At 68.0% G+C, this 23,004-nt stretch carries 25 protein-coding genes and 3 pseudogenes; 18 read left to right on the forward strand and 10 right to left on the reverse strand.

What is annotated here, in order from left to right:
* Window positions 1–25: 25 nt before the first annotated feature.
* On the forward strand, window positions 26–1,030 hold the full coding sequence (locus ACZ5TV_RS09185; protein WP_464383733.1) for a hypothetical protein: 1,005 nt from the start codon (window positions 26–28) through the stop codon (window positions 1,028–1,030).
* 20 nt (window positions 1,031–1,050) lie between these two features.
* Here the strand turns inward: ACZ5TV_RS09185 and ACZ5TV_RS09190 are convergent, their stop codons facing one another.
* The 5 genes from ACZ5TV_RS09190 to pyk all read right to left on the reverse strand — a co-directional run bounded on the left by ACZ5TV_RS09190 (window position 1,051) and on the right by pyk (window position 5,005).
* Complete coding sequence (locus ACZ5TV_RS09190; RefSeq protein ID WP_464383734.1) at window positions 1,051–1,608, reverse strand: CopG family ribbon-helix-helix protein; 558 nt, start codon at window positions 1,606–1,608, stop codon at window positions 1,051–1,053.
* A gap of 51 nt (window positions 1,609–1,659) precedes the next feature.
* Window positions 1,660–2,001 carry a PadR family transcriptional regulator gene (locus ACZ5TV_RS09195; protein WP_379783342.1) on the reverse strand — a complete coding sequence of 114 codons (342 nt, stop codon included), beginning with the start codon at window positions 1,999–2,001 and terminating at the stop codon, window positions 1,660–1,662.
* 75 nt (window positions 2,002–2,076) lie between these two features.
* Window positions 2,077–2,748 (reverse strand): NfeD family protein, encoded by a 672-nt coding sequence (locus ACZ5TV_RS09200; protein ID WP_379783340.1) that lies wholly within the window; start codon window positions 2,746–2,748, stop codon window positions 2,077–2,079.
* A gap of 76 nt (window positions 2,749–2,824) precedes the next feature.
* A complete protein-coding gene (locus ACZ5TV_RS09205) occupies window positions 2,825–3,106 on the reverse strand; it encodes a DUF7312 domain-containing protein (protein WP_379783338.1) in 282 nt (93 codons plus the stop codon).
* Window positions 3,107–3,244: 138 nt separating this feature from the next.
* Window positions 3,245–5,005, reverse strand: coding sequence for a pyruvate kinase (gene pyk, locus ACZ5TV_RS09210; RefSeq protein ID WP_464383735.1), 1,761 nt, complete (start codon window positions 5,003–5,005; stop codon window positions 3,245–3,247).
* 192 nt (window positions 5,006–5,197) lie between these two features.
* On the opposite strand from pyk, the gene ACZ5TV_RS09215 reads away from it, so the two are divergent.
* The 4 genes from ACZ5TV_RS09215 (at window position 5,198) to ACZ5TV_RS09230 (ending at window position 9,104) form a co-directional block, all read left to right on the forward strand.
* Window positions 5,198–6,118: a DUF7351 domain-containing protein gene (locus tag ACZ5TV_RS09215; protein WP_379782955.1), complete on the forward strand. Its 921-nt coding sequence runs from the start codon at window positions 5,198–5,200 to the stop codon at window positions 6,116–6,118.
* Window positions 6,119–6,155: 37 nt separating this feature from the next.
* Window positions 6,156–6,995: a class I SAM-dependent methyltransferase gene (locus ACZ5TV_RS09220; RefSeq protein ID WP_464383736.1), complete on the forward strand. Its 840-nt coding sequence runs from the start codon at window positions 6,156–6,158 to the stop codon at window positions 6,993–6,995.
* A gap of 57 nt (window positions 6,996–7,052) precedes the next feature.
* On the forward strand, window positions 7,053–7,439 hold the full coding sequence (locus ACZ5TV_RS09225) for an FxLYD domain-containing protein (protein ID WP_464383737.1): 387 nt from the start codon (window positions 7,053–7,055) through the stop codon (window positions 7,437–7,439).
* Window positions 7,440–7,514: 75 nt separating this feature from the next.
* Window positions 7,515–9,104, forward strand: coding sequence for a flippase (locus tag ACZ5TV_RS09230; protein WP_379783354.1), 1,590 nt, complete (start codon window positions 7,515–7,517; stop codon window positions 9,102–9,104).
* A gap of 41 nt (window positions 9,105–9,145) precedes the next feature.
* On the opposite strand, the gene ACZ5TV_RS09235 is transcribed toward ACZ5TV_RS09230, so the two are convergent.
* Window positions 9,146–9,625, reverse strand: a complete 480-nt coding sequence (locus ACZ5TV_RS09235) for a metal-dependent hydrolase (protein WP_464383738.1) — start codon at window positions 9,623–9,625, stop codon at window positions 9,146–9,148.
* Window positions 9,626–9,715: 90 nt separating this feature from the next.
* A complete protein-coding gene (locus tag ACZ5TV_RS09240; RefSeq protein ID WP_464383739.1) occupies window positions 9,716–10,651 on the reverse strand; it encodes an FAD-dependent oxidoreductase in 936 nt (311 codons plus the stop codon).
* A gap of 249 nt (window positions 10,652–10,900) precedes the next feature.
* Here ACZ5TV_RS09240 and ACZ5TV_RS09245 point away from each other — a divergent pair, with 249 nt between their 5' ends.
* The 5 genes from ACZ5TV_RS09245 (at window position 10,901) to ACZ5TV_RS09265 (ending at window position 12,641) form a co-directional block, all read left to right on the forward strand.
* Entirely contained in the window at window positions 10,901–11,167 is a 267-nt protein-coding gene (locus tag ACZ5TV_RS09245; protein WP_122105282.1) for an eL43 family ribosomal protein, read from the forward strand.
* A complete protein-coding gene (locus ACZ5TV_RS09250) occupies window positions 11,167–11,301 on the forward strand; it encodes a DNA-directed RNA polymerase subunit P (RefSeq protein ID WP_006114270.1) in 135 nt (44 codons plus the stop codon). Before ACZ5TV_RS09245 ends, ACZ5TV_RS09250 begins: the two co-directional genes overlap by 1 nt.
* A 110-nt stretch (window positions 11,302–11,411) precedes the next feature.
* On the forward strand, window positions 11,412–11,732 hold the full coding sequence (locus ACZ5TV_RS09255; protein ID WP_379783258.1) for a KEOPS complex subunit Pcc1: 321 nt from the start codon (window positions 11,412–11,414) through the stop codon (window positions 11,730–11,732).
* Between the two features lie 261 nt (window positions 11,733–11,993).
* Window positions 11,994–12,377 carry a prefoldin subunit beta gene (locus ACZ5TV_RS09260; protein ID WP_464384338.1) on the forward strand — a complete coding sequence of 128 codons (384 nt, stop codon included), beginning with the start codon at window positions 11,994–11,996 and terminating at the stop codon, window positions 12,375–12,377.
* Window positions 12,378–12,383: 6 nt separating this feature from the next.
* Window positions 12,384–12,641: a DUF3194 domain-containing protein gene (locus ACZ5TV_RS09265; protein ID WP_379783729.1), complete on the forward strand. Its 258-nt coding sequence runs from the start codon at window positions 12,384–12,386 to the stop codon at window positions 12,639–12,641.
* Between the two features lie 166 nt (window positions 12,642–12,807).
* On the opposite strand, the gene ACZ5TV_RS09270 is transcribed toward ACZ5TV_RS09265, so the two are convergent.
* From ACZ5TV_RS09270 to pth2, 3 genes are all read right to left on the reverse strand, one after another.
* Window positions 12,808–13,362, reverse strand: a complete 555-nt coding sequence (locus ACZ5TV_RS09270) for a GMP synthase subunit A (RefSeq protein WP_379783727.1) — start codon at window positions 13,360–13,362, stop codon at window positions 12,808–12,810.
* Window positions 13,363–13,477: 115 nt separating this feature from the next.
* Window positions 13,478–14,956: a tRNA pseudouridine(13) synthase TruD gene (gene truD, locus ACZ5TV_RS09275; RefSeq protein ID WP_464383740.1), complete on the reverse strand. Its 1,479-nt coding sequence runs from the start codon at window positions 14,954–14,956 to the stop codon at window positions 13,478–13,480.
* A complete protein-coding gene (gene pth2, locus ACZ5TV_RS09280; protein ID WP_379782805.1) occupies window positions 14,957–15,295 on the reverse strand; it encodes a peptidyl-tRNA hydrolase Pth2 in 339 nt (112 codons plus the stop codon). It lies immediately after the preceding gene.
* Window positions 15,296–15,416: 121 nt separating this feature from the next.
* Between pth2 and dcd the strand changes: the two are divergent.
* The 8 genes and pseudogenes from dcd to ACZ5TV_RS09320 all read left to right on the forward strand — a co-directional run.
* Window positions 15,417–15,770 (forward strand): annotated as a pseudogene (gene dcd / locus ACZ5TV_RS09285) (dCTP deaminase); the annotation flags it as partial.
* Window positions 15,756–17,126: pseudogene (locus ACZ5TV_RS09290) on the forward strand (LAGLIDADG family homing endonuclease); the annotation flags it as partial. The pseudogenes dcd and ACZ5TV_RS09290, both read left to right, overlap by 15 nt.
* 84 nt (window positions 17,127–17,210) lie before the next feature.
* Window positions 17,211–17,453: pseudogene (locus ACZ5TV_RS09295) on the forward strand (dCTP deaminase); the annotation flags it as partial.
* The gene (locus ACZ5TV_RS09300; RefSeq protein ID WP_464383741.1) at window positions 17,450–18,364 is read left to right on the forward strand and encodes a thiamine-phosphate synthase family protein; all 915 of its coding nucleotides are present in this window, start codon (window positions 17,450–17,452) and stop codon (window positions 18,362–18,364) included. The pseudogene ACZ5TV_RS09295 and the gene ACZ5TV_RS09300, both read left to right, overlap by 4 nt.
* 75 nt (window positions 18,365–18,439) lie before the next feature.
* Window positions 18,440–18,868 carry a prefoldin subunit gene (locus ACZ5TV_RS09305; protein WP_379782819.1) on the forward strand — a complete coding sequence of 143 codons (429 nt, stop codon included), beginning with the start codon at window positions 18,440–18,442 and terminating at the stop codon, window positions 18,866–18,868.
* Window positions 18,869–19,116: 248 nt separating this feature from the next.
* Window positions 19,117–21,315, forward strand: coding sequence for a methionine--tRNA ligase (gene metG / locus ACZ5TV_RS09310; RefSeq protein ID WP_379782821.1), 2,199 nt, complete (start codon window positions 19,117–19,119; stop codon window positions 21,313–21,315).
* A gap of 111 nt (window positions 21,316–21,426) precedes the next feature.
* A complete protein-coding gene (locus tag ACZ5TV_RS09315; RefSeq protein WP_464383742.1) occupies window positions 21,427–21,690 on the forward strand; it encodes a DUF8141 family membrane protein in 264 nt (87 codons plus the stop codon).
* 20 nt (window positions 21,691–21,710) lie between these two features.
* Window positions 21,711–22,979: an RNA-guided endonuclease InsQ/TnpB family protein gene (locus ACZ5TV_RS09320; protein ID WP_379783719.1), complete on the forward strand. Its 1,269-nt coding sequence runs from the start codon at window positions 21,711–21,713 to the stop codon at window positions 22,977–22,979.
* The last annotated feature ends 25 nt before the right edge of the window (window positions 22,980–23,004 follow it).

A 23,004-nucleotide genomic window follows, 5' to 3' on the forward strand; every position in this document is an offset into this window, starting at 1 on the left:
TTGCTGGGTACCCCGTAGCCGACGTATGAGGTCTCCCGTGGACGAGACCGGGTCGGACGACGGTGCCGGCGGTGCGGACGGCGACAGTGTCGACCGCCCCGAGGAGCCGCCGTCGGTCAGGGGGCTGTTCGCCGCGCTCTCGCGAGCGGTCCGATCGCGACCCCCGGGCGAGCTCCTGCTCGTCGCCCTCCCCCTCCCGGCGCTGCTCGTCGCGGTCGCGGCCCTGCCGGAAAGCCGTGGGTGGGCGCTCTCGCTGTCCGCGACGGGGATCCTGGAGAGTCGATGGACGCTGTGGACCGCCTTCGCCTCCAGTTTCGTCCACACGGAGACGGGTCACCTCCTCGACAACGTCCTGAACTACTGGTTGGTGCTCGCGGTCGCCTACCCCCTCTCCGTCGTCGCCGGATGGCGCCGGCGGCTGCTGTACGCCACCGTGGCCTACGTGGCGCTCGTCCCGTTCGTCTCCGCGTGGGCGACGCTGCTCGCGTTCGGCGGCGCGCTCGACGCCCCGGCGGCCGGGTTCTCCGACGTGAACAGCGCGTTCCTCGGCTATCTGATCGTCGTCTGGTTCGCGGCGCTTTCGGCGGAGGCCGCGCCGCGGGATCGGTCTACGGGGGCGGAGTCCGTGACCGTCGTCCGGTCGACGCCCTCCGCGGCTCCCGGGATCGACGCGCGGTGGTCGCTGGTCGTGGTCTTCGGGTCGCTGGCGGTCGTCTTCCTCTCGCCGAGCGGCGCGGGCTACTTCCCGCCGTCCCCGACGGTCGCGTTCCCCTTCGCGGTCGTCGCCCTCGTCGCCCTCGTCTCCCTGCTCACCCGTGTCGGCCGGCCCCGGATCGCCGGACTCGACCTCCCGCCGTCGCGGGAGCTGCTGTACGTTACTGGGGCGAGTGTCGCCGTCGCTGGCGTGGTCGGGTCGCTGATGATCGTGCCGCTCGGAAGCAACGTGTTCGCGCACCTCGCGGGCTACGCGGTCGGCGTTTCCGTCGCGCTGGCGTGGGTGATCGGCGACGCCTCGGCGACCGGTCGCTGACGCCGTGAACGGTCGCGCGCTCAGTCTTCGGTCCCGGGGTCGTCGCCGGCCCCGGTGTTGTCGCCGCCTCCGGTGTTGTCGGGCATGTCGCCGTCGCCGTGGCCGTGGGCGTTACCGTGGCCGTGCCCTTCGCCGCCGGCGTTCGCCGCCGCGGCCGCGAGCGGCCCGCTCCCGAACTCGTCGACGGGCGTCACGCTGTAATCGACCGTGAGGGTGTCCTTCGTCGCCCGGATCTTCCCGACGAAGGTGGAAATGTCCTCCAGCGACCCCTCCAGGACGAACAGCTCCATACAGTACTGGCCGCCGACGTGGCTGTGGAAGTTCGAGGCGACGAGCCCCTCGTGTTCGTGCCGGAGGTGAATCATCCGTTCCTCGACGCTCGTGGTCTCGTAATCGAACAGCACCGTGACGACGGCCATTAGCCGCCTGTCCTCCAGTTTCGCGTCCTCGAACTCCCCGAGCAGGTTGCGGGAGGCCTCCCGGACGACCTCGCTACGCCCGGTGTAGCCGTGTTCGTCCGCGAACTCGTCGATCCGGTTCAACAGCTCCTCTGGCATCGACACGCTGACGACGGTCATATAATAAGCAAACGCGTTCTCATTATTAATCTTTTAGAAACTTTCTCGACCTCACGCCCCGTCGTCGCCGTCTCCCTCGGAGCTCTCCCGCTTGAACCCGTCCTGTGCGGCCCGTCCGCCATCGATCCGGTCCGAGAGCCAGTCGTAGTGGTCGAGCAGAGCTGCCTCGCCGGCGTCGGTGAGCGCGTAGATGTCGGCGATCCCCTCCGTTCGGCGGACGAGGTACCCGGAGTCGACGAGCGCCGAGAGGGTCGCATAAAACGACTGCGGGTCGATCCGCGCGTCGTAGTGGGTCTCCAGCCGGTTTTTAAGCGTCTGTGCGCGCAGCTCGCCGGCCTCGTACAACAGCGCACAGCAGTCCCGGCGTCGTCCGCTGTGGAACCACTTCGTCATACCGGGGGTTCCGGGCGCGGCCTCACGACCGTTTCGGTCGCGTGTCGGAGTCGAGTCGCGAGTCGATCCGGATCGTCAGTCGCGGTCGTTCCGCTCGGTTTCGAGGTGCGGCTCCGCGTTGTCGGCCGCCTCCTGCTCACCCGCGTCGTCGTCGGCCGCCCGCTCCCGTTTACCGCCGTCGTCGGCCGCTGCCTCGGCCTCTTTGCGCGCCCGATCGGCTGCGAGCTCGCGATCGATGTCGTCTTCGACGTAGGAGAGCGACTCGACGGTGACGACGTTGCCGCCCCCGGGGTCGACGACCATCACCTCCTCGCCCTCCTCGATGGTCCCCTCGATGGAACGGGCCGAGTAGAAGGGGTTGAACCCACCGCCTCGGAGCTTCACTTGACCGCCGCTGGTCGTCACGCGCTCGGTGACGGTTCCCATCTGCCCTTTCAGGCTGTCGCTGTCGCTGGTCTGTTGTTGGCCCTTCCCGCCGTAGAGGTCGAACTCGTGGTAGCCGTAGAACGCGGCCGCGCCGAACAGCAGCGTGAACACCGCCATCAACAGGGTGAGGAGCGTCCCAGCCACCCCCAGCGTCGCCAACACCACCCCGGCGAGGCCGGCCCCGATAAGCGCGATGCCGACGACGATGAAGTTCGCGCCCGGCGCGAGCGCCTCGGCCATCGAGAGCAGCAACCCGGCCGTCAATAACAGCAGCGGGAGGGTCTCGGGGCCGAACAGATCGGCCTGCAGGAGCACGTCCATACGTGTGTCTACGGCTGCGAAGTGAATAAGCTGTGGCACGCAGATCGGTCGCGCCGAACGGTCGGGAACGGGCCGATCAGAACCCGAACACCAACACGCCAACCGTCAGTGCGACGCCGAGCGCGACGAAAACGGCGTGTTCGAGCTCGATCGACCCCGGTTCGATGGGCTCCGCGCGCGGCGTGGCGGTGTCCTCCGTCACCCCGTCGGGGCCCACGTCGTCGACCGCGAAGCGCCACTCGCTCTCCTCGCCGTCGGCGGGCTCATCATCGTCCGCCCCGTCCTCGCCCTCGTCGCCGCGTGACTCCCGGACCTCGTTCGCCCGGCTCCGCACGTCGTCGTCGCTGTCGCGGCTCATGGAGGTCTCTATGCCGGTTCCGAATAAAGGGCTGGCGGGTGAGGCCGATCGGGCGCCCCGTGCGCCGGGCGCGGCGTCCGGGCCCAAGCGGAGTCGACATCCCGACGCGCACTATCGACGCCGGCCCCAGCGTAAGACCTACCGACGCCGGCCCGGCGTGACGACGTCGCCGTCGTACACGACCCCCCGCTCGCCATCGACGGTGACGATATCCCCCTCGGCGACACCTTCGGGAAGCGTCGCACCGGAGATCATCGGCACGCCGAGCTCGCGGGCGACGACCGCGGGGTAGCCCGTCATCCCCGGGCGAGCGTCGACGACCCCGCCGATCCGGTCGAGGTCGCCCTCGAACTCCGCGTCGAACCCCTCGGCGAGCGCGACGATCGCGCCGTCCGGGACCGCCCCGAGGTCGCCGTCGGTGACGCGGTGCACTGGCCCGGCGGCCCGCCCGGCGACGACCGCTTTGCCGGTGACGAGCGTTTCGGCCGCGACGTGGACCTTCAGCGTGTTCGTCGTGTTCGTCCCCTCGAGCTCCGTCAGCATCCCGGAGAGGACGACGAGCGTGTCGCCGGAGGTGGCCGCGCCGGTGTCGATAGCGGCGTCGACCGCGTTGTCGAGCACCGATTCCATGTCGTTGGCGTACTCGGTCGTGACCGGCTGGACGCCCCACGAGAGCGCGAGCTGGCGGCGGACGCGGTCGTTCGGGGTGGTCGCGACCACGGGAACGCCGGGCCGGAACATCGCCGTCTTCCGGGCGGTGAACCCGGACTCCGAGACCGCGACGACCGTCGACGCGCCGATGTCGCGCGCGAGATACCGTGCGGAGCGTGCGAGCGCCTCGGTCCGTGACCCCTCGGCGGCCGTCGGAACCCGTTGTTCGCGGGTCTCGGCGTACTCGTCGCTGGTCTCGACCTCGCGGACGATCCGGTCCATCGTCTCGACGACGCGGGCGGGGTGATCGCCGATCGCGGTCTCGCCCGAGAGCATCACGGCATCGGTGCCGTCGAGGACCGCGTTGGCGACGTCGGACGCCTCCGCGCGGGTCGGTCGCCGCGAGTGGATCATCGAATCGAGCATCTCCGTCGCCGTGATCACCGGAACGCCCGCGTTCACACACGTCCGAATGATGCGTTTCTGGATCATCGGAACGTCCTCCAGCGGACACTCGACGCCGAGGTCGCCGCGGGCGACCATCACGCCGTCGGCGGCCTCGACGATCCCCTCCAGGTTCTCGACGGCTCCCGCCCGCTCGATCTTGGCGATGACGGGGATGTCGTCGCCGCCGTACTCCTCCAACAGGTCGGCGATTCGGTAGACATCGTCGCCGTCGCGAACGAAAGAGGCGGCGACGAAGTCGGCGTCGGCACGGGCCGCGAGCCGCAGCTCGGCCTCGTCCGCCGGGGTGACCAGGTCGACGTCGATGGCGACGCCCGGCAGGTTGACGCCCTTTCGCGAGCCGAGCTTCCCGCCCGAGACGACCGTCGCGACGACCGCGCCGTCGTCGGTCACGCGCTCGACCCGGCACTCGATCCGACCGTCGTCGAGCAACACCGTGTCGCCCGGGGCCGCCGCCGAGATCGTGTGTGTCAGACCGATCCGCTCCGGCGTCGCGTCGTCGCCGGCGACGAACGTCACTTCCGAGCCGGTGACCACGTTCGTCGGCTCGTCGGTCTCGGCCGTCCGCACTTCGGGGCCCTTCAGGTCGACCATCACGGCGAGCGGGTCGTCGATCGCGTCGTCGACGTCGCGGACGCGCTCGATGACCGTCTCGCGGTGATCGGTCGTCCCGTGACTGGCGTTGAGTCGAGCGACCGACATCCCGGCGGCCGCGAGCTCCCGGATCGTGTCCCGGTCGTCCGAGGCCGGACCGAGGGTACAGACGATCTTTGCGTTGCGCATGCCCTCGATTCGACGGAGCCCCGGAAAAAGCCATACGGTCGAGTCGAACACGATCGAAGACGAACGATCCCGGTACACCTGGTCGAGAGCGGCTCACACGGCGGGAGCATGGCGAACCGGATGGCTCGATGATGTGTTTTCCTGTCAGTGAGAACAAAATACCTAAACCATTACTGCTGTATCGTACATGCGATGGACGCCACCGCTGGGGGGAAGCCTCGGGACGCGCTTGCGTTCGCCGCACTCGACAGCGATGTCAGACTCGCGATCCTCGACTCGCTGTACGAGCGCACCGTCGAGCCGGGTCCACTCGCCGACGACGCGACGTACTCGACGATCAAGTCGGACGTCGGCGTCGATGACAGCGGTCGGTTCAGCTACCACCTCGATCGGCTCACGGACCGGTTCGTCACGAAGACGGACGATGGATACCGGCTCGCCGAGCCGGGGCGGGAGGTCGTTCGCCTGCGGCGACGGGAGGTCCTCACGTCGGACGCGAGCGTCGACACGCAACCGATCGACCGGACCTGCTACCGGTGTGGTGGAGGACTCGAGACCGCCTATCGAGGCGGCTACATGGTGACCCGCTGCCGGGAGTGTGACGGCCTCGTCGACCACGAGCTGGTTCCGACGGGGACGGTTTCGGCGATCTCGTATCCACCGTCGGGCGTTCGAGGGATCGGGATCGATACCGCCTTCGAGCGGGCACACGCGATCGTCGACCAACACCTCCGAACCATGGCCGGCGGCTTCTGCTCGGAGTGCGGCCACGGCGTGACCGCGACGCTGATGCCGGGGTACGACCGTGACTCGACCGGCAACGGCGGCGACAGCCGGTTCACCCACGACGGACTGGTGAAGCTCTCCTGTGATCACTGCGGACAACGACGCGTCAGCCATCCGCTTCACGTCACTGCCGACCGAGGTCCGATGGCTGGGTTCTTCGCCGAGCGCGGACTCGACCCGGGGTGGGACCGCTTCGCCGAGGTGATGGCGTGGGACACGACGCCCGGTCCCGACGGCGTGCGTTTCGAGTCCCCCGACGGGACGGTCTGGACCGTCGACGACGACCTCCATGTGACCCGCGACGACCCCGACGCAGCCGGTCGGTGACCGGGGTTTATGACTCGGACGGACGGAGAGACGCCATATGAGCGGACGCGAAGCGGCGGCGTTCTACACCCGATACGCCGACTGGTACGACCGGATCGCGAGCGACACGCCGCTCGTGGGTCGGCTCCGTGAACGGGTTGTCGACGCGCTCGACCCGCATCGCGGCGACGTCGTCGTCGAGATGGGGTGTGGCACGGGGGCGAACCTGGGGCTGCTTCGTGAGCGGGTCGGCCCGGGTGGAACCGTGATCGGCCTCGACGTCTCCACGGGGGTGCTCACACGGGCCCGGGAGCGGATCGACCGGGCGGATTGGGAGAACGTCCACGTCGCCCGCGCGGACGCGACGCGACCGCCGCTCCGATCGGGAGCGCCGTCACGGGCGACTGCCGGCGCGACTGGCGTCGAAGTGCGTGACGTTGACGGCGTGCTCGCGACGTTCCTCACGGGGATGCTCGACGACCCCGCGGGAGCGGTCGACGACTGGTGTCGCCTCGTCGCTGCCGGCTCGTTAGAGAGCGCGCCTGCCGGGCGGGTCTGTGTCGCCGGACTCGCACGGAGCACTCGTCCGGTCGGCCGCCTCCTGAACCCCCTGTTCGCGGCTGGTGTGCGGACCGCAGCGCCGCCGTCGGCCGGGGGGCACACGCGACGACCGCCCAGCGAGTCGGCGGTCGAACGGCTCGACCGGCGGGCGCTCGCGGCCCATCGTCGCGTTCACGACCGATGTCCGGACGCGCGGACGACCCAGCTGTTCGCGGGGTTCGCCCGGATCACGGCCGGATCGGTCCCCGCAAACGACGACGCCGCCGATGTCGACATCGGTACCGACGCGGACGGCAACGCCGACGCGGATGGGGGTCGGCGACACGGCGGGCATTAACGGCGGCGGGCGGCGACACGGCGGGACCCTTATTGGTCGTCCCGACGAGGTGGGAGTATGTATCGGCGTCGCCTGCTCGCGTCGGTGGCCGCCACGCTCCCGCCGATCGCGGTCGCCGGGTGTAGCGACGGGCCGGCGGAGGAGCTCGTCGACCCGCCCGCGCGAGTCGTCGAGAGCGAGCTCGTCCGCGAGCACGCCGGCACGGAGGAGGAGACCGTCGCCGCCGAAGGCACGGTCGAGCGGACGCGAGACGTCGAGATCGCGTACTTGGAGGTTCGCGTCGAGTTCCACGACGGGGACGGGGACGTGGCGGACAGCACGGTCGAACAGGTGGACGGCGTCGACACGGGTGACAGCTGGCCGTTCCGCGTCGTCTTCCCCCACGTCGGGGAGCGAGCCGCCGAGGTCGTCGACCACGAGGCGGCCGTCGTCAGAAACCCGTGAGATGACCGGCACGGACGACCCGAGAACTGACCGGACCGTGACCGGGTGTCGACCGACTACTCCTCGAGGGAAACGGTGACGAACGCGGGTTCGGAGCCCTCAATCGAGACCCGCGAGGACACGACGGACACCTCTGTCCAGTCCTCGACCGTCGCCGAGGAGACGATGGCCCAACAGGGTAGCGTCACCTTCGCGGGGGAGCTGATAAAGAAGGGGTTCGGCTTCCTCGTCGTCGCCGTCATCACGCGGCTCGTCAGCCCCGGCGTGTACGGGCTGTTCGTGCTCGCGACGGCCGTGCTCCACCTCACACAGGTGTTCGCCAGCGCCGGGCTGCACCGAGCGATCGACTACTTCGTCCCCCAGTATCTCGACCGCGGCGAGCCCGGCAAGGCCCGCGGCGTCACCGTCCAGGTGTTCGCCCTGCTTCTGGCGACGTCGACGGCGACGGGGATCGCGGTGTACCTGAGTGCCGACGCGCTCGCGGGGCTGTTCGACGAGCCGGGACTCGCGGCGGCGCTCCGGCTGCTCGCGGTCGCGCTGCCGATGCTCGCGGTGTTCAACGGGCTCATGGCGTCGTACGGGGGGATCAAGCGGCTGAAGTACCGCGTGTACGTCCGGGATCTCACCCGACCGACCGTCCGGCTCGTCGCCACGCTCGGGCTGTTGCTCGCCGGGTTCGGCCTCCTCGGCGTCGTCGGCGGGTACGTGATCGGGCTCGTCGTCGGGATCTCGTTGGGCGTCGTCCTCCTCCTCCGTCAGGACGCGCTCAGAGGGGGAACCGTCTCGTTCACGCCGACAGGGGACGTGCTTCGGTACGGGGTGCCGCTCGCGCTCGCGGGCGTGATCTACGTCGTGATGGGCCAGGTCGACTACTTCGTCGTCGGTTACTTCCTCGCGTCCGACGACGTGGGTATCTACCGGATCGGGTACATGCTGGCGGCGAACCTGCTCGTCTTCTTCTCGTCGCTCGCGCCCGTGTTCAAACCCCTGATCGCGGAGGCCAGACACGACCGGGCCGCCGTCTCGGAGCGGTACCGGACCGCGACGCGGTGGGCGCTCGGCCTCTCGCTTCCGTTCGCCGCGATCCTCGTGTTGGGTGCCGAGACGTACCTCGCGCTCGTGTTCACCCCGCAGTACACCGCCGCGAGCGGGGTCGTGGTCGCCTTAGTGGCCGGCTACCTCGTGAGCGTCACCGCCGGCGGCCCCGACGGCGCACTGCTCCAGGGGCTCGGTCACTCGCGGCTCGTGTTCGTGAACACCGGGCTCCTGCTCGTGGCGAACGTCGCCTTCAGCGTGGCGCTCGTGCCGCGATACGGGATCCTCGGGGCGGGGGTCGGCACCGCTCTCGCGCTGACGCTGTCGGGGGTCGCCGCGCTCGCGGAGGTGTACTACTTCCGCGGGATCCACCCGTTCACGGTCGACCTCGGCCGGGTCGTTCTCGCTTGGCTGCCGGCGGTCGCGGCCGGATGGGCGGTCGTCGCGGTCGTGGAGACGGCCGCGGTCGTCGCCGTCGTGTTGCCGGTGGTCGTCCTCGCGACGTACGTTCTCGCCGGACAGACGCTCGACGTGCTCACGCCGCGGGACCTCGAGGTCGCCGAGGCGGTCATGCCGGCGAGTGTCGTCGACCGGCTCCGCGGGCAGGTCGAGCCCGCGACGGACGACTGACAGGGTGCGTTCGACGTGACGACTACGGAGGGTGAGCCCGCTTAGATCGAGAGCATGACCGCGGTCGACAACGCGAGTACGCCGACCGAGAGGAAGAGGACGTTCACCCGCGGGTTCTTTGCGGGCGTCAGATCGAGAGTGAAGTGTGCCCCGGAGAGCGGGCGAAACGGCCGGATCCCCATCGGCGTTATCACGTCGCCGGCGAGGTGCGACCAGAGGGACGCGGTCGCGACACCCCCGACGAAAAGCGGGGTCCACTCGGGCGACGACGCGACGGCGGTCGCGTTCACGAGCGCGGCACCGCCCCCGGCGACGACGCCCACGACGACGGTGAACGCGAGGGTGTGGGTCGGGCCGCGATGAGGGATCGGGAGCAGCTGGTCGACGTCGGGGAGCGTCGCGAGCGCGGCCGCGAGCACCCCGCCGACGAGCGCGAGGTCGGGCTCGCCGGCACCGAGCGCGAACGCCGCGAACGGCGCGTACGCGAGCAGGCCGAGCCCCACGTGTCCCCGCCAGTACATGTGCTCGCATCCGCGAGCACCATATAAAAGGGCGTCGTCGATCCGCCGGACTCGCCGTTGATCCGCCGGAAACGCCCCTTATCGGCCAGGTCAGTCGTCCGCCGGTGCCGTCGGCGTTGCCGTCGAGAGCGAGACGGACGGGGCGTCGACGCCGAGCTCGTCGAGGGCGACCTGCGCGGCGCGCTTGCCCGAGACGAGCATCGCGCCGAACGTCGGGCCCATCCGCGGGAGACCGTGCGCGGTTGCGACCGCCATGCCGGTCGCGACCAATCCCTCGTGCACGAGGCCGGTGTGCTCGACGACGGCGTCCTCGCTCTCGGCGACCCACATCGAGTCGTGGCCGGGGGAGTCGTGGCCGGGCGCGCCGTACTCGTCGTCGCTCGTCGCGTCCATACCCAGGTCCTGTTCGCCGGCTTGTCGGATCCCCGGCGCGTCGAGCGCTCCTCGCTCGGCCAGCTTCGTCACGGCGACCGCGTCGTGGCCGGTCGCGTCGATCACGAGGTCGGCCTCCACGGCGATGGGGTCGACGCAGGTGATCTCTCGCGGGAGCGCGTGGACGGGCGTCCAGTTCATCACGATCCCGCCGACACGGTGGTCCTCACGGACGACGATGTCGGTGAACTCCGTCATGTTCTGGATACGTGCGCCCGCGTCACACGCCGCCTTGATCAGCCCCGAACAGGCCTGCGGCCCGGCGGCGGTGTACAGCCCGTCCGTCTCCTCGACCGCATCGTACGGGACGGCAAGGTCATCGAGGACCGACTGGGCGGGGTCTCGAACCGTCACCGTGTTCATGAGGAACCCGCCGAGCCAGAACCCTCCGCCGAGGTAGTTGTTCTTCTCGACGACCATCACGTCTACACCCCGTTCGGCGAGCTCTCTCGCCGCCATCAGCCCCGACGGGCCGCCCCCGATCACGATCACCTCGGTGTCCGAGAACTCCATGAACCCGTCCGTCCACTCCCGGCCGATCGCCCGGGTCACCGCCGATTCGTCCACGTCGCTGAAGCCGTCGAAGTCGAGCATACAACTTAGTTATAATACTAACTAATAAAAACGCTTGTGGTCGGGGGTGTCGGCGTGGGTGGATCGCCGATATCGGTTGCGAGACCGTGACGGGCTGGAACTCTCCGCGGGATGACCAGTAGCGGTCACGGGATGACGAGCAGCGGTCTCGGAACGACGAGCAGCGGTCGTGACAGTCGCCACGACCGGCCCCCAGGACGGGTGCGACTCGTAGCCTTTTTATTCGCGCTGCCGGTATTCACCTCCACTATGGCTGAGGACAAGGCACGAAGCACCGGGAGCGCGGGCCGATTCGGCGCACGCTACGGTCGCGTCGCTCGGAAACGAGTCAAGGACATCGAAGCGGAGATGCGCAACGCGACCGTCGACGGCGACGACGTCAAGCGCGTCGGCACCGGGATCTGGGTGAACGAGGAGACCGGCGAGACGTTCACCGGCGGGGCGTACCGGCCGGAGACCCCCGGCGGCCGCACGGTTCGCCGCTCTATCCGCGCCGCGCTCGCCGACGAGGAATAATGAGTTACAAGTGCTCCCGCTGTAAGCGCGACGTGACCCTCGACGAGTACGGCGGCGTGCGCTGTCCCTACTGTGGCCACCGCGTCCTCCTGAAGGAGCGCGGCGGCGGGATCAAGGAAGTCGACGTCGAATAACGTCTCACCAACCCCGCGTCGTGACCGATCGTGTCACAGCCGATCGTTCGACGCCCGACCGCATCTCTGCCGACGGTTCGACGGCTGACTGCTCCGATATCGACGGCTCGATGATCGACGACTCCTCCACTGACCCCTCCCCGACCGACAAGGAGCGGACGGAACCGGTCGCGGACCGCGACCACGAGGCCGTCCTCTCGTTCCGATATGCCACCGATCGGCGGGCACGTCACATCGCGGGCGCACTCGCCCCCGAGGTCGGGGACCTCGACGAGTCGCGGTCGGCGGCGACGGTCGACCGAGGAACCGACCGCGACGACGTCGTCCGAGTGCGGATCGTCGCGGACGACCTCGTGGCGCTTCGAGCCGGGATCCGGAGCTGGTCTCGGCTCGTCGCGGTCGCCGAGGACGTGACGCGTGAGCGACCCTGATTCGCGGATGGCCGTGGTTCGCGGATGGCTATGATTCGCGGATGGCCGTGGTTCGCGGATGGCTATGATTCGTGGATGACCATGATTCGCGGATGACCGGCTAGGGACATCGCCGACTTCCTGTGGCTCCCTGGCAGTGGCGACGTCGCCGATAGTAGCACTACCGGCCGTCTCCCCCCGGATTCGCGTCCGATCCCCGCACGAAAGAGAAATCGGGGGTTTTTCCCTCCGGGCCGCGTCGGTCCGACCATGCAAGGGAACATGCCGCCCGAGGCACAGGAGAAGATCGAGGAGCTGCAGGAGCTGCAGGAGACCGCACAGCAGGTCGCCGAGCAGAAGGAGCAGGCCAAGACCGCGCTCAACGAGTCGAAGACGGCGCTCGATGCGCTCGAGGACGTCGACGAGGACGCGGGGATGTACCGCGAGATCGGTGAGGTCCTCGTCGAGACGGACTACGAGTCCGCCTACGACGACCTCGAGAACAAGGTCGAGTCGCTCGAGGTCCGAACCGAGCAGCTCGAGAAGCAGGAGGAGCGCGTCCAGGAGCAGTTCGAGGAGCTGCAGAGCGAGCTCCAGCAGATGCTACAGGGCGGCGCGGGCGGCGGCCCGATGGGTCCCGGCGGCCCGGGCGCCGGCGGCGCGTAAGCGACGATGGGTGACTCGACGGACGACGCCGGTCCGAGCGACGAAGAAGTCGTGCGGACCGCGGCGGCGGCGGCCGAGGGCGTCGTCTTCGAACACTACGACCAATCAGCGGTGACCGACCTCGACGTGACGGTCACCTTCGAGGACGGGCTCCTCGACGTGGACGTGTACCTGAACGCCCCGGACGACCCCGACCCGGAGGCCGTCGCCGAGGCGGCGACCGAGGCCGCGGGCGATGCGGTCGACGAGCTGTTCGGGGAGTAAGCGGCGCGGGCGGTCGGCCCGACGTTCGGGTCGACCTCGGTATCGACCACGGTGAGCGGCGGGGCTGGTGATCGGCGAAACTGGTGATCGGCGAGGCGAGGGGGCGCTTCCGGGAGACCCCGGACAACGAGCGTATCGACCGCTGCCGACGAGGAATCGTGTCGTCTCAGTCCGACTCACAGATGGCGACGAAGTTCTCGAACACTTCCTCGCCGCGTTCGGTGTGGGCCACTTCCGGGTGCCACTGGACGCCGTACAGCCCGCTCTCGACGTTCGACATCGCCTCGATCCCACAGACGTCGGAGGTCGCGGTGTGATCGAACCCCTCTGGCACTTCCTTCACCTCGTCGGCGTGGGAGGCCCAGACGCGGGTTTCCGGCGCGAGCGAGCCGACGAGCGGGTCCGCGTCGTCGACGATCTCCACGTCTACGTCGGCGTATCCGCCGTACTCGCCCGACCCGACGCGACCGCCGCACTCGTCGGCGATGACCTGCATCCCGAGACAGATCCCGAACACCGGGACGTCCGAGGCGATGTACTCGCGCGCTCTACCGATCCGGTCCATGTCGGGACCGCCCGAGAGCACGACGCCGTCGGCGTCGACTTCGGTGGGCGGCGTCTCGGCGTCGATGATCTCCGTATCGACGCCCATGTCGCGGAGCGCGCGCCGCTCGAGGTGCGTGAACTGACCGTGGAGGTCGAGAACGACGATCCGTGTCATGCCCGCGATTCGCGACACCCGCACAAAAACACCTCGAAATCACGCAGGGTCGTGACGGTTTCGTGCTCGTTCGAGACCTGATGATCCAGTTTTGTGGATCTATTTGCTTCCTCGCTCACTCCGCGAGCGGGTCCGTCTTCGTGAACTCTCGAAGCAGGACGGTCGCGTACGACCCGCTGGGGAGCGCGAACGCGAATCGGGGGTCGCCGTCGTCGACGCGGATATCGAGGTCGGTCCGCAACAGCACCGCCCGCCTGGTCCCGCTCGAGTCGAACTCGCCCGGGAGGTCGAAGTCTGTGGGGTCGATCCCCGCCTCGTCGAGGACCGAACGTTCGATCTCGCCCGGCTCCCCCGCGGCGAGCTCGGTGTCGGTGCCGACCAGCGGGGCGGTGACGAACGCTCGTCCGCGCGCGCAATGACGCGCCACGATCGACACCCGGTCGGCCGACACCCGCTGGAGCCGGTCGACGTCCGGCGCGTACAGCCCGTCCGGCGCGTCGCGGTCGGCGAAACACGCGACGTCGCCGGCGACGGGCCGGTCGAAGGGCAGGCCACGCCGGAGCCGCTCGCTCAGGATCCGGTTGAACAGCACGGACTGTGCGGCGTTGACGAACAGCCGCTGGAGGTTCGAGGGCACCGCCTCCAGCGCCGTCCGCCACGCCTCGTCCTCGGGCGGAGCGGCGGGGTCCACTCCCGCTTCGGCGAGCCGCGAGACCATCGACCGTTCGAACCGCAGCTTTCGGGGGAGCGCGTCGAGACAGGCCGCCCAGTCACCGTCACCCGTCCCGTCGGCGACCGGCTCCCCGGTCGCGGTCACGCCGAACGCCGCGTCGACTCGATCGCGGCCGGACTGCGTGTCGGTCGGCTCGGCCGCCGAGGGGTTGCCCGCGTACAGTCGGACGGCCTCCCGAACGTCGCCGCGGACGACCGCCAGCCCGACGCGGTGGGTGACCGGCCGGACGCTCCCGAACCGCTGCTGTCCGAAGTAGTTCGGGACGCCGACGGTCGCGTCGGTGATCGCGCCGTCGCTCCCGGCGAGCGAACCCAGCTCGAGGCCGCCCGCGTCGACGTCTCCGCCGGCGAACTCGACGAGGTCACGGGTGACGCGTGCGGCACGTTCGGGGGCGTCCGGGACCGCGTCGGCGACGCGGATCTCGAAGGCGTTGCCGGCGAGGTCGCCGAAGGAAAGCCCGCGTCCAGCCCGTCCCAGCGGCTCGATCTCGACACCGCGTATCTCGGGGAGCTCGTCCGGGTCGACGTTCCGGAGGGTAAACAGCTGGGTCGTCACGGCCCGTTTGTCCTTCGTCCCGGCCCACGAGACGCGCTCGCGACTGATACCCAACGCGTCGGAGACCCGTTTCGCGAAGTCGTTCGTGTCCCAGTTCCGGAGCGTGACCCTGACCACGAGCTCGGGGTACGCCCCGCGGTCGGCCCCGAGCGGCTCCGGGTCGAACGCCTCCAGCTCGGTGACGCGAAAGTCCGCCGGCCGCTCGCGGAGGCGCCCGCCGATCCCGTCGGCGTCGCTCACGTAGTGGTCGATGCCGACCGCGCGCTCGACCGGGTGGGCAGCCCGATGTGGCGGGTCGTCGGACATTCAGTATAGGGGGAGCTCGCCGGTGATCCGGTCGATAGTCTCCTCACGGGCCGGACCGACCGCGAGCGCGGTGACCGTCCCCGGCTCCAGCTCGGTGTGACCGGCGTCGCGGATCACGGCGTACGGGACGCCCTCCGTCTCCGCCTTGTCGGCGAGCGCGAACAGCTCGCTCTCGGAGTCCGCGCCGAGGACGATCTTCTTCTGTCCCGCCCCCTTCCACTTCTTGCGCGCCCGGCGGCCGGTGTCCTCGTACGCCGACAGCGACGCGTGTGCCACCTGTGCGGCCAGCTTCCCCTCGCCCATCCCGAGGTCGCGGCGGGCGACGATCGCCTGTTTCATACGAGCTCGATCCCCGCCGCGGGTATATCTCTGTTCTCTCGGTGGGAGTGCGGCCCCGTCGCTGTCGGTTCGCCGGTGCTGTTCCGGGACCCTTTAGGTGGCGGCCGCCCCCTGTCCGTGCATGATCCTGTCGGACGCCGACATCCTCGACCGCCTCGCGGCCGGGGATCTCGTCATCGAACCGCTCGCGGACGTCGACCAGCAGGTCCAGCCGGCGAGCGTCGACCTCCGCCTCGGCGAGCGGTTCCTGGAGTTCCAGCGGACGAACATCCCCTGTATCCACCCGACCGAGGCCGACGAGGTGGGCGAGTACGTCACGGAGACGACGGTGGCGGCGGGCGACGAGTTCATTCTCCACCCCGGCGACTTCGTGCTCGGCACGACGACGGAGCGCGTCGAGATCCCCGACGACCTCGTCGCCCACGTCGAGGGACGCTCGTCGCTCGGGCGGCTTGCGATCGTGGTACACGCGTCGTTGCCCTCCGACGAGACAGTTTTTCTGTGGACGCCCGAGGAGGGGTTCGGGTTCTACGAGATCGGCGATATCGTCGAGAACGAACGACCGGCACGAGCGGTCGCGTTCGACCCGAAAACGTTGAAAGTGAGCACACACCGGGTTACGGATCACATCACGAACCCGACTAAACGGATCTACCGTGTCACGCTCGCGTCCGGTCGAGAGGTGCTGGTGACGAGAGACCACAACCTGTTCACACTCGATGCGGACGGCGGCGTGACGCGAGTAGCCAGCGAGAACGCGGAGGGGTCCCACGTGATGGTTCCCGGAACCCTTCCCGCGTCCCCGTCGGAAGAATCGACCCTCGACCTGCTTACGCTGTTGGAGGGTGACAAGGAGATCATCGCGTACGCGTCCGACGGGATGCCGGACGTCGAGTGGACAGCCGACGTGCCGGATCCATCACGTCGTCACTACGATTCGCGAAACGCGGCACCGCTCTCGTGTGTCTCCAGCGCGAGGGCCCCGGCGGAGGCGGACGTGGCGTTCAAGCAGAGTTCGTACAGACTGTCTCGTACCCTCGATATAACCTCGGAGTTCGGTTGGGTCCTCGGGTTCTATATCGCGGAAGGTTCGGCCCGCCGGAAACAAGTCCAGTTCGGTAACAAAAACACGGCGTATCTCGATCGAGTTCACGCGTGGTTCGAGACGCACGACGCGAGCGTTCATCGACGGGAGGGTGACAACGGGGTCGAACGACTCACCGTGTGTTCCGCGCTGTGGTCGAAGATCATCCGTGAACTCGCCGGGTCGGGGAGCGAAAAGGACATCCCAGATCGAGCGTGGAACTGGCCGACCGAGGTCCTCCGTGAGCTCCACGAGGGACTCCTCGACGGCGATGGCTGCCGTCGAGAGTCGCGGGATACGCTATACACGGCGAACGGTTCACTCGCCGACGGTGCGATGTATCTGGCCGCTCGGCTCGGCCTGCACAGTTCGACCTACTCCAGAGAGCACGAGACGTACATCCCGACGAGCGATGTCACGACGAGCGGAACTGAACACGCCGTAGACACCGCGACGGCCCCCTACAAACGGGGTCAGTACGTTCCCGTTCCGAGCGCGCTGCTTCGGAAACTGCGAAATGCGGCAGAGTTGACAATGAGCGAGGCCGCGGACGCGATGGGATACTCGTCGAAATCGAGCGTCTCCAACGTCGAGAACGAGGAGTACGAGACCGTCAAACGAGAGACGCTCCGAACGTTCCGGGACGTCTATCACGAACACGGGGCCGACACACGGCGTCTCGACCAGATCCTTCGCGAGGAGGTTCGATTCGAGGAAGTCGTCGCGGTCGAGGAGACGGACCGTGTCGAACCGACGTACGACCTCGAAGTCCAGCCGAACGACGACGCGATAGAGAACTTCCTCGGCGGAACAGGAGGGGTGTTCCTATCGAACACTGCGGGGCTGTGCGACCCGGGGTACCACGGCCAGATCACCCTGGAGCTGTCGAACCTCGGCACGGCACCCGTCGCGCTCTCGCCGGGGATGCGTGTCTCACAGCTCACCTTCACCGAGCTCACGTCACCCGCCGACAGGCCGTACGGCGCGGAGCGCGGGTCGAAGTACCAGGATCAGGACGGCCCGCAGGCGTCGCGTATCGGCGACGACCCGGAGTTCACGGGTGACCGCAAATGAGGTTCATCGAGGAGGTCGTCGTCGAGGAGTTCCTCCCCACCGTGCGCTCGATGCTTGCCGAGGACCTCCGTGACCGGGGGTTCACACAACACGAGGTCGCGGACGCGCTCGGGATCTCCCAGTCGGCGGTCTCGAAGTACGCCCACGGCGAGGTCGCCCGCAACGAGCGCGTGGTCGCCGACCAGCGTGTGAGCGATCTGGTCGAGCGCGTCGGTGAGGGGCTCGCCGCCGGCGACATGAGCCCGGTCGCGGCGGTGGTCGAGATCGAGGTGTTGATACGCCAGCTGGAGGAGGGCGACCTGCTCGCGGACCTCCACGAGGAGGCGATGCCGGCGCTGTCCGCGGCTGACGTGGAGTTCTCGGTTCACGACCCCGACAGCGGACTCAGAGAGCGCGAGAGCGTCCTCGCGTCGGTCCGGCGTGGACTCCGGACACTGACGAACGCCTCGGGGTTCGCCGGGCTCATCCCGAACGTCGGCGCGAACGTCGCCGAGTGTCTCGCCGACGCGAGCTCCGTCGACGACGTGGCCGCCGTCCCGGGTCGCCTCGTCGACGTGAAGGGCCAGGCGATGGTGCCCGGCGAGCCCGAGTTCGGCGTCAGCGAGCACGTCGCGACCGTGCTGCTCGCGGCCCGTGAGGGTGGTTCGACCGCCCGCGGCGCGGTCAACCTCCGATACGATCCGGCGCTTCTCGACCAGCTGGAAGCGTCGTTCCCGACGATCGAGTTCGATCCGGAGCGATCGACTCGCGAGGCCGTCCGGGACGCGGTCGCGGCCGCGGACCTCGCCGCGTCCGACGGGACCGAGGCGCTCGTCCTTTATCAGACCGGCGCGGTCGGGATCGAGCCGATCGTGTACGTGCTCGCGCCGAGCGCGCCGGAGGCCGCCCGGATCGTCCGGGATATCGTGTGAGACGGGGTCGGACGGCGGGCCGAGGCGGGGTAGGGCAGGGCAGGCTATTTGCGTGCGGGGCGTGGATCCGCGTCTATGCAGGACCACCTGCCGCCGGCGGCCCAGGAGAAGTACCAGGAGATGCGGGCGCTGCAGGCGGAGGCCGAGTCGGTCGTCACACGAACGGACCGGATCGAGGAGCGGCGGGCGGACGCCCGGGCGGCCCGGGAGGCGCTCGACGACGCCGAGGGGTCGGACACCGTCTATCGTCGGGTCGGCGACCTCCGAGTCGAGACCGACGCCGCCTCGGCTCGGGCGGCGCTCGACGAGCGGATCGCCGAACTGGACGACCGGATCGCGGCGCTCGACGAGCGCAAGGGGGAGCTCGAAGAACGGTTCGAGGCGAGCAAGGACGCCATCCGGCACCTGATCGGCGGTCCCGGGGGCGGTCCGGGAACGACCCCGACGAGCGGGACCGAGGACGGATCGCCGCGGGACACCGACGATAGTGAACAGGAATTATAACTGCCCGCCCCGTTGTCCGACCGTGACGCGCTCGGGACGCGGCGACCGCCGTATGCGTATGCGACTCTTCTCGCGTCGGGTGGACCCGTCCGCGGCGGCGACGGTCGGTAACACGATCGGCGTCGACGCTCGGTGAAGCCCGTCGCCTCCCGCTACCCGCCGGTCCGTTCGTGGCCGGCACCGAACGCCCGGATCCGAACCAGCGGGCTTTAGGCCCGATCGACCGACACACGACATACACACACTACATGAGCCACGACGACTTCCCCACGGCCGACCCGGCGGTGGTGACCTGTGGACTGCCGTACGCCAACGGCGATCTCCACATCGGGCACCTCCGCACGTACGTCGGCGGCGACGTGTACAGCCGCGCGCTCGAACGACTCGGCCAAGAGACGGCGTTCGTCTCCGGTTCCGATATGCACGGGACGCCCGTCGCGGTCAACGCCGATCAGGCGGGTGTTTCGCCCGAGACGTTCGCGCTCGATTGGCACGAGCAGTACGCCGAGACGTTCCCGAAGTTCAACGTCGAGTTCGATAACTACGGTCACACGCACGACGAGACGAACACGGAGCTGACCCAGCAGCTCGTCCGCGACCTCGAGGCGGCGGGCCACGTCTACGAGAAGGAGATCATGGTCGCGTACGACCCCGTCGACGATCAGTACCTCCCCGACCGCTACGTCGAGGGCACCTGTCCGTACTGCGGCGAACACGCCCGCGGCGACGAGTGCGACGAGGGGTGTCAGCGGCACCTCGAACCCGGCGAGGTCGAGGACCCGGTGTCGACGGTGTCCGGCAACCCCGCCGAGTACCGCGAGCGGACCCACAAGTTCTTCGCGGTCTCCGAGTTCTCGGCGTACCTCTCCGACTTTCTCGACCGGCTGGAGGGGACCTCGAACGCCCGGAACCAGCCCCGCGAGTGGATCGAGCAGGGGCTCCAAGACTGGTGTATCACCCGCGATCTGGACTGGGGGATCGACTATCCCGATGGCGAGGCGACGGAGTCGTCTCGCGAAGGCGGTGAAACCGCCGAAGCGGACCTCGTCTTGTACGTCTGGGTCGACGCGCCGATCGAGTACATCTCGTCGACGAAACAGTACACGGAACGCGTCGGTGCGGAGACCTTCGACTGGGAGGCTGCCTGGAAGGCCGGTGCGGACGGCACGACCGAGGAGCACCCCGACGGCGGGGAGATCGTTCACGTGATCGGCCGCGACATCATCCAGCACCACACGATATTCTGGCCGGCGATGTTGACGGCGACGGGGCACACGGAGCCCCGCGCGGTGATGGCGAGCGGCTTCGTCACCCTCGGGGGCAAGGGGTTCTCGACCAGCCGCGACCGCGCCGTCTGGGCGGACGAGTACCTCGACGAGGGGTTCCATCCGGACCCGCTGCGCTACTACCTCGCGACGAACGGCGGGTTCCAGCAGGACGTCGACTTCTCGTGGGAGAAGTTCCGCGACCGCGTGAACACCGAGCTGGTGGGAACCGTCGGCAACTTCCTGTACCGCTCGCTGCTGTTCGCCCACCGCAACTACGAGGACGCACCGATCGCCGACGCGACGGGCGAGGAGGTCGCGGCGCGGATCGACGAGGCGGTCGCGGACGTCGAGGCCGCCGTCAACGACTACTCGATCCGGGCGCTCGGCGACGCGGTCACGGACCTGGCACGGTTCGGTAACGAGTACATCCAGCGGAACGAGCCGTGGAAGCTCGTCGACGAGGAGCCCGACGAGGCCGCACAGGTCATCCACGACTGCGTCGCGATCGCGAAGGCGATCGCGGTCCTGTTCGAGCCGATCGCCCCGGAGAAATGCGAACGGCTGTGGGATCAACTCGGCGAGGCCGGGTCGGTTCACGACGCCACCGTCGACGTCGCCCGTGAGGAGCCCGCGGGGGACCTCGCGGAGCCGACCGAGCTGTTCGAGAAGGTCGAAGACGACCGCGTCGAAGCGCTGAACGAGAAGCTCGAATCGCGCGTCGCCGCGGCGGAGGACGACGAAGAGGAACCGAGCGACGAAGACGACGAGACGGGATCGGCCGATGCGGACGACGTCACTGCCGACGTTGACGACGACATGAACGACGACACCGTGCCTGACGACATCGAACCGCTCAGCGACGACCGCATCAGTTTCGAGGAGTTTCAGCATCTCGACCTTCGGGTCGGACGGATCGAGTCCGCCGAGGGGATCGAGGGCGCTGACGACCTCCTGCGGCTCCGGGTCGACCTCGGCGCGGAAACCCGGACGATCGTCGCGGGGCTCAAACAGCTCCACGACGTCGCGGATCTGCCGGACACGAAGGTGATCGTGCTCGCCAACATGGAGAAGGCGGAGCTGTTCGGCGTCGAGTCGAACGGGATGGTGTTGGCCGCCGGCGAGGAGGCGGACCTGTTGACCACGTACGGGGACGCCGGTCCGGGAACGACGGTGAAGTGACGCTTCGCGCCGGTGTGACCGGGCGCGTCCGTCCGCGTTTATACGGACCTACTCCGACTCGGCGCGTCCGTCCACAGTTATAACCGCCCGGTCCGGATCAGCGGTCATCCCATGACGTCTCCCCGCCGCTGGTTCGACTCGTTGCCTATCGAACGACAGGTCCTCGTCCTCGCGCTCGTTCTCGACCCGATCGGGTTCGCCGTCGGCTATCTCCTCGGCCCGTCGTTCGGCGTCGACCCGATTATCGAAGTTACAAGGCTAAAACCCCGCCCTGAAGGGCGGGGATACAGCCGACAATTCCTACACAACCCACCGCCGATGGCACTGCCGGATATTCTACGCTCAACCACTGTATTTAATAGAAATATTCTATAAGTACTTATGGACACAGTACGATGCTGGAGACAACCCGCACCTATCGAGCGAAAATCGTCAACCACCAACAGGTGAGTGACGACCTCGGTGATTGCGGGTACTCAGCATCCAAACTGTGGAACGTCGCCCGCTATCACTCCCAGCAAGAATGGGATGACACGGGAGAGATTCCGTCCGAAGCCGACCTCAAGCGCGAACTAAAAGACCACGAACGATACAGTGACCTACATTCTCAGTCAAGTCAGCGCGTTCTCGAAGAACTCGCTGAGTCGTTCAACGGTTGGTTCAAAAAGCGCAAGAATGGCGACACCGACGCGAATCCACCCGGATACCGAAAGCGAGGCGACAAACACCCGCGTTCCACCGTGACGTGGAAGCAGAACGGCATCAAACACGACTCCAAGCACAACAAACTCCGCCTGAGCAAGGGCTTCAACCTGAAGAACCACCGCTCAGACTTCATCCTCACAGAGTACGAAACACGACCGGACGTAACCGTGGAGAACATCCAGCAAGTGCGAGCAGTGTGGGACGGCGACCGCTGGGAACTGCACCTCGTCTGTAAGGTCGAAATTCCCGTCGAGGACGCACCCGGCGACAACACGGCTGGAATCGATCTCGGTATCAAGAACTACCTCGCTATCGCCTACGACGACGGTGATGCGGAGTTGTATCCGGGGAACGTACTGAAACAGGACAAGCACTACTTCACCCGCGACGAGTACGACACCGAAGGCGAGAACGGCCCGTCACGCCGTGCGCTCCGCGCCCGACAGAAACTCTCGCGTCGGAAAGACCACTTCCTGCACGCCCTCGCCAAACACATCGTTGAGCAGTGCATTGACCACGCGGTCGGTCGCATGGCTGTTGGCGACTTGAGCAAGATTCGAGAAGAGGAGAACGGTGACTCGCGGAACTGGGGTAAGTGCGGGAATAAGAAACTCCACGGATGGGAGTTCGACCGTTTCACCACGTTGCTTGAATACAAGGCTGAGGAACACGGTATCCTCGTTGACCGAAAGAGCGAGCGGGACACGAGCAAGACGTGTTCGTGTTGTGGTCGGAAGCGTGAGGCGAGCCGTGTGGAGCGTGGGTTGTACGTCTGTGAATCGTGGGGTGCAACGATGAACGCAGACGTGAATGGTGCGGTGAACATTCGCAGAAAGATAACTCAGAATCCCCCAACGGGGGATATGAGTAACGGTCGTTTGGCACGGCCAGTAGCCTATCTGTTCAATCAAACCTCGGGGCGTTTCGCACCGAGCGAACAGGTGGGTTGCGAACCCTAATATCCCAACGCTCGGGAATCCTCGC

Source organism: Halorubrum tibetense (genome assembly GCF_055396225.1).

What these genes read in the sequence shown, in the direction of transcription:
- ACZ5TV_RS09185 (WP_464383733.1), top strand. Translation starts at nt 26, where the DNA reads ATGAGGTCTCCCGTGGACGAGACCGGGTCGGACGACGGTGCCGGCGGT.
- ACZ5TV_RS09190 (WP_464383734.1), bottom strand. Translation starts at nt 1,608, where the DNA reads ATGACCGTCGTCAGCGTGTCGATGCCAGAGGAGCTGTTGAACCGGATC.
- ACZ5TV_RS09195 (WP_379783342.1), bottom strand. Translation starts at nt 2,001, where the DNA reads ATGACGAAGTGGTTCCACAGCGGACGACGCCGGGACTGCTGTGCGCTG.
- ACZ5TV_RS09200 (WP_379783340.1), bottom strand. Translation starts at nt 2,748, where the DNA reads ATGGACGTGCTCCTGCAGGCCGATCTGTTCGGCCCCGAGACCCTCCCG.
- ACZ5TV_RS09205 (WP_379783338.1), bottom strand. Translation starts at nt 3,106, where the DNA reads ATGAGCCGCGACAGCGACGACGACGTGCGGAGCCGGGCGAACGAGGTC.
- pyk (WP_464383735.1), bottom strand. Translation starts at nt 5,005, where the DNA reads ATGCGCAACGCAAAGATCGTCTGTACCCTCGGTCCGGCCTCGGACGAC.
- ACZ5TV_RS09215 (WP_379782955.1), top strand. Translation starts at nt 5,198, where the DNA reads ATGGACGCCACCGCTGGGGGGAAGCCTCGGGACGCGCTTGCGTTCGCC.
- ACZ5TV_RS09220 (WP_464383736.1), top strand. Translation starts at nt 6,156, where the DNA reads ATGAGCGGACGCGAAGCGGCGGCGTTCTACACCCGATACGCCGACTGG.
- ACZ5TV_RS09225 (WP_464383737.1), top strand. Translation starts at nt 7,053, where the DNA reads ATGTATCGGCGTCGCCTGCTCGCGTCGGTGGCCGCCACGCTCCCGCCG.
- ACZ5TV_RS09235 (WP_464383738.1), bottom strand. Translation starts at nt 9,625, where the DNA reads ATGTACTGGCGGGGACACGTGGGGCTCGGCCTGCTCGCGTACGCGCCG.
- ACZ5TV_RS09240 (WP_464383739.1), bottom strand. Translation starts at nt 10,651, where the DNA reads ATGCTCGACTTCGACGGCTTCAGCGACGTGGACGAATCGGCGGTGACC.
- ACZ5TV_RS09245 (WP_122105282.1), top strand. Translation starts at nt 10,901, where the DNA reads ATGGCTGAGGACAAGGCACGAAGCACCGGGAGCGCGGGCCGATTCGGC.
- ACZ5TV_RS09250 (WP_006114270.1), top strand. Translation starts at nt 11,167, where the DNA reads ATGAGTTACAAGTGCTCCCGCTGTAAGCGCGACGTGACCCTCGACGAG.
- ACZ5TV_RS09255 (WP_379783258.1), top strand. Translation starts at nt 11,412, where the DNA reads ATGATCGACGACTCCTCCACTGACCCCTCCCCGACCGACAAGGAGCGG.
- ACZ5TV_RS09260 (WP_464384338.1), top strand. Translation starts at nt 11,994, where the DNA reads ATGCCGCCCGAGGCACAGGAGAAGATCGAGGAGCTGCAGGAGCTGCAG.
- ACZ5TV_RS09265 (WP_379783729.1), top strand. Translation starts at nt 12,384, where the DNA reads ATGGGTGACTCGACGGACGACGCCGGTCCGAGCGACGAAGAAGTCGTG.
- ACZ5TV_RS09270 (WP_379783727.1), bottom strand. Translation starts at nt 13,362, where the DNA reads ATGACACGGATCGTCGTTCTCGACCTCCACGGTCAGTTCACGCACCTC.
- truD (WP_464383740.1), bottom strand. Translation starts at nt 14,956, where the DNA reads ATGTCCGACGACCCGCCACATCGGGCTGCCCACCCGGTCGAGCGCGCG.
- pth2 (WP_379782805.1), bottom strand. Translation starts at nt 15,295, where the DNA reads ATGAAACAGGCGATCGTCGCCCGCCGCGACCTCGGGATGGGCGAGGGG.
- ACZ5TV_RS09300 (WP_464383741.1), top strand. Translation starts at nt 17,450, where the DNA reads ATGAGGTTCATCGAGGAGGTCGTCGTCGAGGAGTTCCTCCCCACCGTG.
- ACZ5TV_RS09305 (WP_379782819.1), top strand. Translation starts at nt 18,440, where the DNA reads ATGCAGGACCACCTGCCGCCGGCGGCCCAGGAGAAGTACCAGGAGATG.
- metG (WP_379782821.1), top strand. Translation starts at nt 19,117, where the DNA reads ATGAGCCACGACGACTTCCCCACGGCCGACCCGGCGGTGGTGACCTGT.
- ACZ5TV_RS09315 (WP_464383742.1), top strand. Translation starts at nt 21,427, where the DNA reads ATGACGTCTCCCCGCCGCTGGTTCGACTCGTTGCCTATCGAACGACAG.
- ACZ5TV_RS09320 (WP_379783719.1), top strand. Translation starts at nt 21,711, where the DNA reads ATGCTGGAGACAACCCGCACCTATCGAGCGAAAATCGTCAACCACCAA.